Source organism: Mycobacterium sp., assembly GCF_044342925.1.
In the GTDB taxonomy this organism is placed as follows: domain Bacteria; phylum Actinomycetota; class Actinomycetes; order Mycobacteriales; family Mycobacteriaceae; genus Mycobacterium.
Genome location: NZ_JBIIOV010000104.1, coordinates 1 through 12199, shown reverse-complemented (window position 1 = coordinate 12199; position 12199 = coordinate 1). Strand labels below are relative to the sequence as shown.

The 12199-nt window shown below is 67.6% G+C and carries 12 protein-coding genes; 11 read left to right on the top strand and 1 reads right to left on the bottom strand.

Annotation, left to right across the window (positions count from 1 at the left end; all coding sequences use genetic code 11):
• From ADBZ6I_RS11795 to secA, 11 genes are all read left to right on the top strand, one after another.
• On the top strand, positions 1-1014 hold a 1014-nt coding region (locus tag ADBZ6I_RS11795), incomplete at its 5' end, for an adenosylhomocysteinase (protein WP_526384004.1).
• A gap of 22 nt (positions 1015-1036) precedes the next feature.
• Positions 1037-1675 carry a dTMP kinase gene (locus tag ADBZ6I_RS11790; RefSeq protein WP_526384002.1) on the top strand — a complete coding sequence of 213 codons (639 nt, stop codon included), beginning with the start codon at positions 1037-1039 and terminating at the stop codon, positions 1673-1675.
• A 58-nt stretch (positions 1676-1733) separates the two neighbouring features.
• Positions 1734-2420, top strand: coding sequence for an MtrAB system response regulator MtrA (mtrA, locus tag ADBZ6I_RS11785; protein ID WP_526384000.1), 687 nt, complete (start codon positions 1734-1736; stop codon positions 2418-2420).
• A 66-nt stretch (positions 2421-2486) separates the two neighbouring features.
• Entirely contained in the window at positions 2487-4118 is a 1632-nt protein-coding gene (gene mtrB / locus ADBZ6I_RS11780; RefSeq protein WP_526383998.1) for an MtrAB system histidine kinase MtrB, read from the top strand.
• An 11-nt stretch (positions 4119-4129) separates the two neighbouring features.
• Positions 4130-5881: an MtrAB system accessory lipoprotein LpqB gene (gene lpqB, locus ADBZ6I_RS11775; RefSeq protein ID WP_526384008.1), complete on the top strand. Its 1752-nt coding sequence runs from the start codon at positions 4130-4132 to the stop codon at positions 5879-5881.
• Positions 5882-5950: 69 nt separating this feature from the next.
• Entirely contained in the window at positions 5951-6253 is a 303-nt protein-coding gene (locus ADBZ6I_RS11770) for a WXG100 family type VII secretion target (RefSeq protein ID WP_526384006.1), read from the top strand.
• Positions 6246-6536, top strand: coding sequence for a WXG100 family type VII secretion target (locus ADBZ6I_RS11765; RefSeq protein WP_526383996.1), 291 nt, complete (start codon positions 6246-6248; stop codon positions 6534-6536). The genes ADBZ6I_RS11770 and ADBZ6I_RS11765 overlap by 8 nt, the downstream gene beginning before the upstream one ends.
• A 9-nt stretch (positions 6537-6545) precedes the next feature.
• Positions 6546-6890 (top strand): hypothetical protein, encoded by a 345-nt coding sequence (locus ADBZ6I_RS11760; RefSeq protein ID WP_526383994.1) that lies wholly within the window; start codon positions 6546-6548, stop codon positions 6888-6890.
• Positions 6878-7510 carry a ComF family protein gene (locus ADBZ6I_RS11755; protein ID WP_526383992.1) on the top strand — a complete coding sequence of 211 codons (633 nt, stop codon included), beginning with the start codon at positions 6878-6880 and terminating at the stop codon, positions 7508-7510. The genes ADBZ6I_RS11760 and ADBZ6I_RS11755 overlap by 13 nt, the downstream gene beginning before the upstream one ends.
• 233 nt (positions 7511-7743) lie before the next feature.
• Positions 7744-8421, top strand: a complete 678-nt coding sequence (gene hpf, locus ADBZ6I_RS11750; protein ID WP_526383990.1) for a ribosome hibernation-promoting factor, HPF/YfiA family — start codon at positions 7744-7746, stop codon at positions 8419-8421.
• 196 nt (positions 8422-8617) lie between these two features.
• The gene (secA, locus tag ADBZ6I_RS11745; RefSeq protein ID WP_526383988.1) at positions 8618-11350 is read left to right on the top strand and encodes a preprotein translocase subunit SecA; all 2733 of its coding nucleotides are present in this window, start codon (positions 8618-8620) and stop codon (positions 11348-11350) included.
• 21 nt (positions 11351-11371) lie between these two features.
• Here secA and ADBZ6I_RS11740 read toward each other — a convergent pair whose 3' ends face one another.
• A complete protein-coding gene (locus tag ADBZ6I_RS11740; RefSeq protein WP_526383986.1) occupies positions 11372-11851 on the bottom strand; it encodes an Rv3235 family protein in 480 nt (159 codons plus the stop codon).
• Positions 11852-12199 lie beyond the last annotated feature (348 nt).

Sequence of the window (12199 nt, the reverse complement as noted above, 5' to 3'; positions counted from 1 at the left end):
GACGCCACCATGCTGGTGCTGCGCGGCGCTCAGTTCGAGAAGGCCGGTGTGGTTCCGCCCGACGAGGACGACCACTCCGACGAGTACAAGGTTTTCCTTGACCTGCTGCGCCAGAGCCTCCAGGCCGATCCGCACAAGTGGACCCGGATCGCCGAATCCGTCAAGGGCGTCACCGAGGAGACCACCACCGGGGTGCTGCGGCTATACCAGTTCGCCGCTGCCGGTGAGCTGTCCTTCCCGGCCATCAACGTCAACGACTCGGTCACCAAGAGCAAGTTCGACAACAAGTACGGCACCCGGCACTCGCTGATCGACGGCATCAACCGCGGCACCGACGTCCTGATCGGCGGCAAGGCCGCCCTCGTCTGTGGCTACGGCGACGTCGGCAAGGGCTGCGCCGAGGCGCTCAAGGCTCAGGGTGCGCGCGTCGCGGTCACCGAGATCGACCCGATCAACGCGCTGCAGGCGCTGATGGACGGTTTCGAGGTCAAGACTGTCGAGCAGGCCATCGGCTGGGCTGACATCGTCATCACCTCGACCGGTAACAAGGACATCATCACCCTCGACCACATGCGGGCGATGAAGGACAAGTCGATCCTGGGCAACATCGGTCACTTCGACAACGAGATCGAGATGGCGCGCCTCGAGCGTGACCCGGCCATCCGCCGGATCAACATCAAGCCGCAGGTCGACGAGTGGATCTTCCCCGACGGCCACTCCATCATCGTGCTGTCCGAGGGCCGCCTGCTGAACCTGGGCAACGCCACCGGTCACCCGTCGTTCGTGATGAGCAACAGCTTCTCCAACCAGGTCATCGCCCAGATCGAGGTGTGGACCAAGAACGACGAGTACGACAACGAGGTCTACCGGCTGCCCAAGCATCTCGACGAGAAGGTCGCCAAGATCCACGTCGAGGCGCTCGGCGGGACGCTGACCAAGCTGACCAAGGACCAGGCCGAGTACATCGGCGTGGACGTCGAGGGCCCGTACAAGCCGGAGCACTACCGGTACTGAGTCCGGATCTAGGCTGCCGGGCGTGCTGATTGTCATCGAGGGTCTCGACGGCGCCGGCAAACGCACACTCAGCGGTGGCCTGCAGCGCGCCTTCGCCGCCGCCGGTCGCTCGGTCCCCACGCTGGCCTTCCCGCGCTACGGCGAGTCCGTGACCGCCGACCTCGCCCGCGAAGCGCTGCACGGGCGGCACGGCGACCTCGCGGAGTCGGTGTACGCCATGGCCGTGCTGTTCGCCCTGGACCGGTCCGGCGCCAAGGACCAACTCGGCACGCTGTGCCGCGACCACGACGTCGTCATTCTCGACCGCTACGTGGCCTCCAACGCCGCCTACAGCGCCGCGCGCCTGCACCAGGACGCGGCCGGCGACGTGGTCACCTGGGTGGGCGACTTGGAGTATGGACGGCTCGGGCTGCCGGTACCGGACCACCAGATTCTGCTGGACGTTTCCGTCGACCTCGCCGCCGACCGGGCCGTGCGCCGGGCGGGCGAGGAGGCCGACCGTCCCCGCGATGCCTACGAGCGCGACGACGGTCTGCAGCGGCGCACCGCGGCGGTGTACGGCGGGCTCGCCGAACGGCACTGGCACGGCCGGTGGACGGTCGCCGACGCCGAGGTCCGACCGGACCGGCTCGCCGCGGACCTGCTGGCCCGCACCGGGTAAAAGCCCGGGTAAAGACGCGGCGTGTGGCAGCCGGGAATTGTCGCGGTTCGGTGACACCATGGACGCCATGAGGCAACGGATCCTGGTCATCGATGACGACCCCTCGCTGGCCGAGATGCTCACGATCGTCCTGCGCAACGAAGGTTTTGAGACGGCGGTCGTCGCCGACGGCTCCCAGGCGCTGACGGCGGTGCGTGAACTGCGGCCCGACCTGGTGCTCCTTGACCTCATGCTGCCCGGCATGAACGGCATCGACGTCTGCCGGGTGCTGCGGGCGGACTCCGGTGTGCCCATCGTCATGCTGACCGCCAAGACCGACACCGTCGACGTGGTCCTGGGACTGGAGTCCGGCGCCGACGACTACGTCATGAAGCCCTTCAAGCCCAAGGAGCTGGTGGCCCGGGTGCGCGCCCGGCTGCGGCGCAACGAGGACGAACCCGCCGAGATGCTGTCCATCGGCGACATCGAGATCGATGTTCCGGCCCACAAGGTGACCCGCGAGGGCGAGCAGATCTCGTTGACTCCCTTGGAGTTCGACCTGCTGGTGGCGTTGGCGCGCAAACCGCGGCAGGTGTTTACTCGTGATGTGCTGCTCGAGCAGGTCTGGGGTTACCGCCACCCGGCCGACACCCGGCTGGTGAACGTGCACGTCCAGCGGCTGCGGGCGAAGGTCGAGCGGGATCCGGAGAACCCGCAGGTGGTGCTGACTGTTCGAGGAGTGGGTTACAAAGCCGGACCGCCGTAGCATGCGGCACGACGATGCTGAGCGCCAGCGAAGAGGAGGAGCGGCGCGCAAGGAGCCTCAGTACCCATGATCTTCAGCTCCCGAAGGCGCACCCGCTCCGGACCGGTTGTCCGGGGCACCAGTGCCGTGCGGCGGGCATTGGGCCACATCTGGCGCCGGTCCCTGCAGTTGCGGGTGGTGGTTCTCACCCTCGGGCTTTCAGCGGTGGTGATCCTCGTGCTCGGCTTCGTGCTTACCAGCCAGATCACCAACCGGGTGCTCGACGTAAAGGTCCGCGCAGCCACCGAAGAGGTCAACCGGGCCCGGAACACCGTCAGCGGCATCGTCAGTGGTGAGGAAGCCCGCTCGCTGGACTCCAGCCTCCAGCTGGCCCGAAACACCCTGATCTCCAAACCGGGTCAGGCCTCCGACGCCGGTCTGGCCGGCACCTTCGACGCGGTGCTGATGGTCCCCGGTGACGGCCCGCGTGAGGCCACCTTCGCCGGCCCGGTGGACCAGATTCCCCGATCGCTGCGGGATTTCGTCAAGGCCGGACAGGTCAGCTACCAGTACGCAGGAGTGCGCACCGAGGGATTCTCCGGTCCCGCCCTGTTGGTCGGCTCGCCCGTTCCCTCGCGGGTCAGCAATCTGGAGCTCTACCTGATCTTCCCGCTGACCAGCGAGGAGAACACCATCACCCTGGTGCGCGGCACCATGGCCACCGGCGGACTGGTGCTATTGCTGCTGCTGGCCGGCATCGCGCTGCTGGTCTCCCGTCAGGTGGTGCTCCCGGTACGGTCGGCCTCCCGTATCGCCGAGCGCTTCGCCGAGGGGCATCTCTCCGAGCGGATGCCGGTGCGCGGTGAGGACGACATGGCCCGGCTGGCGGTGTCGTTCAACGACATGGCCGAGAGCCTGCAACGGCAGATCACCACACTGGAGGAGTTCGGCAACCTGCAACGCCGGTTCACCTCCGACGTCAGCCACGAGTTGCGCACCCCGCTGACCACGGTGCGGATGGCCGCCGATCTGATCTACGAGAACAGCGAGGAACTCGATCCCGCGCTGCGCCGGTCCACCGAACTTCTGGTCGGCGAGCTGGACCGGTTCGAGACGCTGCTCAACGATCTGTTGGAGATTTCCCGCCACGACGCCGGTGTGGCCGAGCTGTCGGTGGAGGCCGTCGATCTGCGTTCGACGGTCAACAGCGCGTTGGGCAAAGTGGGCCACCTCGCCCGGGATGCCGCCATCGAGCTGCAGGTCGAGATGCCCGACGAGCCGGTCATCGCCGAAGTCGACCCCCGCCGGGTGGAGCGGATCCTGCGTAATTTGATCGCCAACGCCATCGATCACGCCGAGCACCGGCCGGTGCAGATCAGGATGGGCGCCGACGAGGACACCGTCGCGGTCACGGTCCGCGACTTCGGGGTGGGTCTGCGGCCCGGTGAAGAGAAGCTGGTGTTCAGCCGGTTTTGGCGCTCCGATCCGTCCCGGGTGCGCCGGTCCGGCGGAACCGGGCTGGGACTGGCGATCAGCATCGAAGACGCCCGGCTGCACCAGGGCCGGCTGGAGGCTTGGGGTGAGCCGGGTAACGGCGCCTGCTTCCGGCTGACTCTGCCGCTGGTCCGCGGACACAAGGTGACCACCAGCCCGCTGCCGCTCAAACCTGCTGCCGCTGAACGGCTTCGGCAGCGTGAAGCCGCGGGGGAGCGCGTGTGACCCGCACGTTGGTGACCCGGGCGCTGGCCCCGGTGCTGGCCGGGGCTGTGGCGCTGATACCCGGATGCGCGGGGGTGCCGGATTCGTCGGCTCCGCAGGCGATCGGGACCGTCGAGATGCCGGCGCCGCAGCAACTGCCCGAGCCCAATCCGGCCATGAGCCCCGACCAGTTGTTGCGCGAATTCCTCAAAGCCACCGCCGATCCGGCCAACCGCCACATCGCGGCGCGTCAGTTCCTCACCGAATCGGCCTCCAAGGACTGGGACGACCAGGGCAGCGCCCTGCTCATCGACAAGGTGGTGTTCACCGAAACCCGTTCGGCGGAAAAGGTTTCGGTGACGATGCAGGCAGACATGCTCGGGTCGATCTCCGACACCGGCGTCTTCGAGACCAGCGACGGCAAGCTGCCCGACCCCGGACCCATCGAACTGCTGCAGACTCCCAACGGCTGGCGGATCAACCGGTTGCCCAACGGCGTCTTCCTGGACTGGCAGAAGTTTCAGGCCGCCTACAAGCGCTACACGCTCTATTTCGTCGACCCCACCGGTACTACCGTCGTACCGGATCCGCGCTACGTCGCGGTGTCCGACCCTGACCTGGTGGCCACCGAACTGGTCAACAAGCTCCTCGCCGGGCCGCGGCCGGAGATGGCCAAAGCGGTGCGCAACCTGCTCGGTCCGCCGCTGAAGTTGCGCGGTCCGGTCACCCGCGCGGACGGCGGCAAGACCGGGGTGGGCCGGGGCTACGGTGGGGCGCGCATCGACTTGGAGAATCTGACCACCACCGATCCGGCCACCCGGCTTCTCCTTGCCGCGCAGATCATCTGGACCCTGGCGCGCTCGGATGTGACCGGCCCGTATCTGATCAACGTCGACGGAGCGCCGCTGGACGACCGGTTCGTCGACGGGTGGAAGACCACTGACGTCGCGGCCACCGATCCGGGTGCCGTGGACGGCGCGTCGGCGGGTGTGCACGCGTTGATGGGCGGATCCGTCATGGCCTTGGACGGCCAGCGTTCGGTGAAGCTGCCCGGTTCGTTCGGGGCGATGACCGATCAGCGTGCCGCGACGTTCTCCCGGTCCGGCCGTGACATCGCGTCGGTCGCCGGGCCGCCGGACGGCGGCGCGTCACTGTGGATAGGACCCAATGGCGGGCAGGCGGTGCGCGCCACCGACGGCCGCACGCTGTCCCGGCCGTCGTGGGCACTCGACGACGCAGTGTGGGTGGTGGTGGACGGCAACAGCGTGGTCCGGGTGATCCGCGAGGAGGCCTCCGGCCAGCCCGCCCGCATCCCGGTGGACTCCGCGGCGGTGACGTCGCGGTTCCCCGGCACGATTACCGAACTTCAGTTGTCGCGGGACGGCACCCGGGTGGCCATGGTGATCGAAGGTCGAGTGGTGCTCGCCGGCGTGGAGCAGACCCCGGGTGGCGAATTCGCCCTGACCTACCCGCGCCGGATCGGATACGGCCTTGGCGACTCGGCGGTGTCGTTGTCCTGGCGCACCGGCGACGACATGGTGGTGACCCGCGACGACCCGGCGCACCCGGTCTCCTATGTCAACCTCGACGGTGTTAACTCCGACGGCCCCAGCAACAACTTGGTGATGCCGGTGGCCGCGGTGGCCGCCAACCCCTCGGCGGTCTATGTCGCCGACGCCCGCGGAGTGCTGCAGTTACTCGCCGCGGACGCCGCCAATGGTCAGACCTGGTCGGAGCTGCGGCCGTTCATGGCACCCGGCGCGGTGCCGGTGATGCCCGGCTGACGGTTGCCGTGCCCCTACCGGGGTGAATTGCTGACTCGCCAGCAAATCGCTAACGTTTGCTCGGTGAGCATGGGGGAGCTTCGGGTCGAACCCGCGGTGCTGTCGGCGATATGTGAGTCGTTGTCAGGGGCGGCCGATCATCTGCTGAGCCGGCTGAAGTCGCTGGACGGCTCCGTCACCGACATGGTGACGCGGTGGCAAGGGCTGTCCGGTGGGGCCTACGGGGACGCTTGGCAGCAGTGGCATCGCGGGGCGGACGAGGTCGAACGGGCGTTGTCGATCATGGCCAAGCTGCTGGGCGAGGCCGCCCGGGCTTTCGATTCGAACGAAGAGGCCGCGGCGCAGGCCCTCCGGATGGTCGGCGATGGCTGAGCGATTCTCCGTCGATCCGGGCACGCTGGCCGATGTGGTTGATGAGATGCACGATTTCCAGCGCACCGCGGCCAGCCTGCTCGAGGAGATCGAGTCGACAGTGCGGGCCCTGCACATCACCTGGACCGGCGAGGCCGCCCAGGGGCACGCCGAGGCGCATCGACTGTGGACGCATGGCGCGGCCCAGATGCAGGAGGCGCTGGGCAAGCTGCACACTGCCGGGGGACACGCGCACGGCAACTACACCGGTGTCATGGACGCCAACCGGTCCAACTGGTCGTAACGGTTTGGTATGCCGAGACTTTCGGTGGACCCGAGTGTGCTCGACGGAGCAGGGGTGCGACTGGCCGACATCGGCGGCACCGTCGGCCTGACGGTGTCCACGCTCAGTGGCGCGCTGGCTGACTGCGCCGGGATGTGCGGCGACGATCCGGTCGGCGAGGCGATGGGGCGGTCGTATGACCGGACCGCGAGTGCTCTGGTCGCTGCGCTGGCCGAAGCCCGCAATGCGCTGGTTAATCTCGCTGACGGGGTGCGGGTGTGGGCGTTCAACTGGGTGTTCTGGTGGGGGCTGACTTTGTCCCTTAAGACGCCGAACCGCCGGGCTCCAACATCGTGGCGCCCATGCTTGACCTGATCTTCCCCCTGGAATGTGGCGGCTGCGGAGCGCCCTCCACCCGATGGTGCGACGCCTGCGCGACGGCACTGCAGGTGCATTCCGACGAGCCGCATCTGGTCACTCCACGCGTCGATCCCGGGGTGCCGGTGTTCGCCCTGGGCCGCTACGCCGGCCCGCGGCGCCATGCCATCGTCGCGGTCAAGGAACACGGGCGGCGCGATCTCGTCGCCCCACTGTCCCGCGCCCTGGCGCTCGGCATCCACCGCCTGTCGGTCTGGGGCATCGTCGCAACTCCGCTGACCGTCGTGCCCGCTCCCACCCGTCGTGGTGCGGCCCGCCGCCGCGGCGGTGACCCGGTGGCCCGCGTCGCCGACACCGCCACCGGGGCCAATCCCGCCATCAGGGTGGTGCACGCCCTGCGCACCGTGGGCCGTGCCCGCGACTCGGTGGGGCTGGGCACCACCGCGCGGGAGCGCAATATCGCCGGCCGGGTCCGCCTCACCGGCGCTGCCCCGGCGGGGGAGATTTTGCTCGTCGACGACATCGTCACCACCGGCGCCACCGCCCGCGAGGCGGTCCGCGTCCTGCGGGCCGCCGGTTCGCAAGTGACTGCCGTCCTGACCCTGGCCCACGCCTGATGGCAGTTCGGTAACAAGGGACCAAAGACCTGAACACGCGAGCCCGAAAGAGTGGCAACACCTCGCCGACTGCGACTACCGTCGTCGGTAACTCTCCCGTGAACAGGAGGTGATGTCTTCGGCCTCTGGCGTCGGAGGGTGACGGTCTGTTCCCCGCCGTCCGGCGCAGCTACTCGTATCGCCCGGCGCGCGAGCCCCGCGTGCTCTCCCGTAGAAGAAATGAGTTGTCAAGCATGTCAACCCAATCCGTGAAGCCCGGTCAACCCTCCTCCCAGGATCAGGACGCTTCGGCGACCCCCAACGCCCACGTTCAAGTGACGGGCCGCAACGTCGAGATTCCCGACCACTACCGCGTCTACGTAGGGCAGAAGCTCGCCCGCGTCGAGCGGATCGACTCCGCGATCCAGCGATTCGATGTGGAGCTTGAGCACGAGAAGAACCGGCGTCAACGCAAGAACTGTCAGCACGTCGAGATTACCGCGCACGGCCGCGGACCGGTGGTGCGCGGTGAGGGTTGCGCGGACAGCTTCTACGGCGCCTTCGAGGCCGCGGTCCACAAACTCGAGAGCCGGGTGCGCCGCGGGAAGGACCGCCGCAAGGTGCACTACGGCGACAAGACTCCCGTCTCGCTGCATCAGGCCGCGGCCGTAGCCGCGCCTCTCGACCTAGACGACGCCTTCAAACCGAACGGGTCCAGCCCATCCGAGCAGGTGAAGGTCGACGAGCACGAGCCCGGCCACATCGTCCGGGTCAAGGAGCATCCGGCCAAGCCGATGACCGTCGACGATGCCCTCTACGAGATGGAACTGGTGGGGCACGACTTCTTCCTGTTCCACGACAAGGAGACCGACCGGCCCTCCGTGGTCTACCGGCGGCACGCCTACGACTACGGCCTGATCCGGCTGGCCTGATCCGGCTGGCCTGATCCGGCTGGCCTGATCCGGCTGGCCTGATCCAGGCTGACCTGAGTCGACTGGTCTGATTCGGCCCGCTCAAGGCGGGCCGAATCGGCCCGGCTCGCCTGCACGCCGACCTGATCAGGACACATCAGCGCGTCACCTAGGATGGAGTTCGCTTACGCCTCCAATCCGCAGGGGAAATATCACTGTGCTGTCTAAGTTGCTGCGCCTCGGTGAAGGTCGCATGGTCAAGCGTCTGCGTGGGGTCGCTGACTACGTCAATACGCTGTCCGACGACATCGAGAAGCTGACGGACGCCCAGTTGCGGGCTAAGACCGACGAATTCCGCACGCGTGTCCAGGGCGGCGAAATGCTCGACGATCTGCTGCCCGAGGCGTTCGCGGTGGCCCGCGAGGCGGCCTGGCGGGTGTTGGGTCAACGTCACTTCGACGTTCAGGTGATGGGCGGTGCGGCGCTGCACTTCGGCAACGTCGCCGAGATGAAGACCGGCGAAGGCAAGACGCTGACCTGCGTGCTGCCCGCCTACCTCAACGCGCTGAGCGGCAAAGGCGTGCACGTCGTCACCGTCAACGACTACCTGGCCAGACGCGACAGCGAGTGGATGGGCCGCGTGCATCGCTTCCTCGGCCTGGACGTCGGGGTCATCCTGTCCGGCCTGAACTCCGATGAGCGCCGGGCGGCCTACGCGGCCGACATCACCTATGGCACCAACAACGAGTTCGGCTTCGACTACCTGCGCGACAACATGGCACATTCGCTCGACGACCTGGTCCAGCGCGAGCACAACTTCGCCATCGTCGATGAGGTCGACTCGATCCTCATCGACGAGGCCCGCACCCCGCTGATCATCTCCGGCCCGGCCGACGGCGCGTTGCACTGGTACAGCGAGTTCGCCCGGCTGGCCCCGATGATGGAGAAGGACGTCCACTACGAGGTCGACATTCGTAAGCGCACCGTCGGTGTGCACGAGATCGGGGTGGAATTCGTCGAGGATCAGCTCGGCATCGACAACCTCTACGAGGCGGCCAACTCGCCGCTGGTCAGCTACCTCAACAACTGCCTCAAGGCCAAGGAGCTCTTCCAGCGCGACAAGGACTACATCGTCCGCGACGGTGAGGTGCTCATCGTCGACGAGTTCACCGGCCGCGTGCTGATGGGCCGCCGCTACAACGACGGTATGCACCAGGCCATCGAGGCCAAGGAAAAGGTCGAGATCAAGGCCGAAAACCAGACTCTGGCCACCATCACGCTGCAGAACTACTTCCGCCTCTACGACAAGCTGGCCGGCATGACCGGCACCGCCGAGACCGAGGCCGCCGAGCTGCACGAGATCTACAAACTCGGTGTGGTGCCCATCCCGACAAACCGGGACATGGTCCGCAAGGACCAGACGGACCTCATCTACAAGACCGAAGAGGCCAAGTTCATCGCGGTCACCGACGACATCGCCGAGCGCTACGAGAAGGGCCAGCCGGTCCTCATCGGCACTACCAGCGTCGAGCGCTCCGAGTACCTGTCCCGGATGCTGCAGAAGCGGAACATCCCGCACAGCGTCCTCAACGCCAAGTACCACGAGCAGGAGGCCGGCATCGTCGCCGAGGCCGGGCGACGCGGGTCGATCACGGTGGCCACGAACATGGCCGGTCGCGGTACCGACGTCGTGCTGGGCGGCAACGTCGACTTCATCCTCGATCTTCGGCTGCGCGAGCGCGGCCTGGACCCGGTCGAGACTCCCGACGAGTACGAGGCCGCCTGGCACGAGGAACTGCCGGTCGTCCAGGCGCAGGCCGCCGAGGAAGCCGAGCATGTGCGTGAGGTCGGCGGCCTCTACGTGCTGGGCACCGAGCGTCACGAGTCGCGCCGCATCGACAACCAGCTGCGTGGCCGCTCCGGTCGCCAGGGCGACCCGGGCGAGTCCCGGTTCTACCTGTCGCTCGGCGACGAGCTCATGAGGCGATTCAACGGCGCCACCCTGGAGGCGCTGCTGACCCGCCTCAACCTGCCGGACGACGTTCCGATCGAGGCCAAGATGGTCACCCGCGCGATCAAGAGCGCGCAGACCCAGGTCGAGCAGCAGAACTTCGAGATCCGTAAGAACGTGCTCAAGTACGACGAGGTGATGAACCAGCAGCGCAAGGTCATCTACGCCGAGCGCCGCCGCATCCTCGACGGTGAGGACATGAAGCTGCAGTCGCACGACATGCTGGTCGACGTCATCGCCGCCTACGTCAATGGCGCCACCGCCGAAGGTTACGCCGAGGACTGGGACCTCGAACAGCTCTGGGGCGCACTGCGCACCCTCTACCCGGTGGGCATCGACCACCACGATCTGGTGCATACCGAGGAGGTCGGCGAAGCCGGCGACCTGACCCGCGAGGAACTGCTCGACGCTCTCGTCGCCGACGCCGAGAAGGCTTACGCCAAGCGTGAAGCCGATATCGACGCCGTCGCCGGACCGGGCGCCATGCGGCAACTGGAGCGCAACGTCCTGCTCAACGTGCTCGACCGCAAGTGGCGCGAGCATCTGTACGAGATGGACTACCTCAAGGAAGGCATCGGCCTGCGGGCCATGGCGCAGCGCGACCCGGTGGTGGAGTACCAGCGCGAGGGCTACGACATGTTCATGGGCATGCTCGACGCCATCAAAGAGGAGTCGGTCGGCTTCCTGTTCAACGTCCAGGTCGAGGGTGCCCCCCAGGCTCCGGCGGTCGCGGCGCAGGCCATGCCGGAGGGCTTGCGGGCCCGCGGTCTCGGCGAGGAGGAGTCCCGCCAGTTGACCTATGTGGGTCCGTCCGAGGACGGCGACGCCGAGGTGCAGCGTCACGACGCCCCGGATTCGGCCAAGCCGAGCCGCAGGGTGCGTCGTGAGACGGCCCGCCAGCAGACCAAGGAACGCAGCAAGGTGCTCCGTCGGCGCTGACCGGCGTCCGCCACAACGCCGCTACCCCAGGTGCAGCGCCACCACCTGCCAGCGCGGGCCGGTCGCGGTGGTGATCTGCTCGATGCGGCACGCCATGGCGTGCACCCGGTCCCCGCGCGTGTAGTGCGCCGCCACCTCGGCGATGCGACCGTCCGGGTGCGTGAGCTGCGCATGAACCCGGCGCAGGCGTGCCACTCCGTCGCCGTGACCCGCGCCGGTCAACAGCGAGTCGACCAGCCCGGCCGCCAACAGGGGCCGTAACTGTGCCAGCGGTCGCCGCCGGTCGATGACCTCGAGCACGCGGCGTAGCGCAGCGTCGGCGAAGAGGGCTGCGGCCCGACTATCGGGGCCCACCGGGCGCGGACGTTGTCGGGCGGGCGGGCGGGGAGCGGGCTCCCGCGACACCATCGGCGGCAACGACGGCGATCCGCCGAACGCCGGCGGCTCGTAGTCGAGGATCGGCGTTACCGGCGGGGCGGCGGGAAATGCGTTGATAGACATGGCGACTCTCCACATTTTCGGTCGACGTGAACCGGATCGCTGGAGAGTGGCGAACCACGCTCATGATGGCACATTCGGTCGGCAGCCGTATTCGCCCGACGGGTAGAGCAATTCGGTTCACCGGACAGGTAAATCCTGATTGAATCCTGCGGTCCATTGCTGGCGCGGTCCTGTGACCGGCATTATCGTGGCTCGATAACGCCCGCACATCGCACCTGTCGGCAGACGATTCCGCAGGGACCCGCAGGGTGGGCTGAGCCCCCGCAGTCGGCGGTGACTCCCGGACGAAGATCGCCGTGCCCCATCCCCTGTATTTTGGCGAGGAGTACTGGCCTGATGGTCACGACG

Excerpts from the sequence above, each read along its gene's own strand:
- mtrA (WP_526384000.1), top strand. The coding sequence starts at position 1,734 with ATGGACGCCATGAGGCAACGGATCCTGGTCATCGATGACGACCCCTCG.
- mtrB (WP_526383998.1), top strand. The coding sequence starts at position 2,487 with ATGATCTTCAGCTCCCGAAGGCGCACCCGCTCCGGACCGGTTGTCCGG.
- ADBZ6I_RS11770 (WP_526384006.1), top strand. The coding sequence starts at position 5,951 with ATGGGGGAGCTTCGGGTCGAACCCGCGGTGCTGTCGGCGATATGTGAG.
- ADBZ6I_RS11765 (WP_526383996.1), top strand. The coding sequence starts at position 6,246 with ATGGCTGAGCGATTCTCCGTCGATCCGGGCACGCTGGCCGATGTGGTT.
- ADBZ6I_RS11760 (WP_526383994.1), top strand. The coding sequence starts at position 6,546 with ATGCCGAGACTTTCGGTGGACCCGAGTGTGCTCGACGGAGCAGGGGTG.
- ADBZ6I_RS11755 (WP_526383992.1), top strand. The coding sequence starts at position 6,878 with ATGCTTGACCTGATCTTCCCCCTGGAATGTGGCGGCTGCGGAGCGCCC.
- hpf (WP_526383990.1), top strand. The coding sequence starts at position 7,744 with ATGTCAACCCAATCCGTGAAGCCCGGTCAACCCTCCTCCCAGGATCAG.
- ADBZ6I_RS11740 (WP_526383986.1), bottom strand. The coding sequence starts at position 11,851 with ATGTCTATCAACGCATTTCCCGCCGCCCCGCCGGTAACGCCGATCCTC.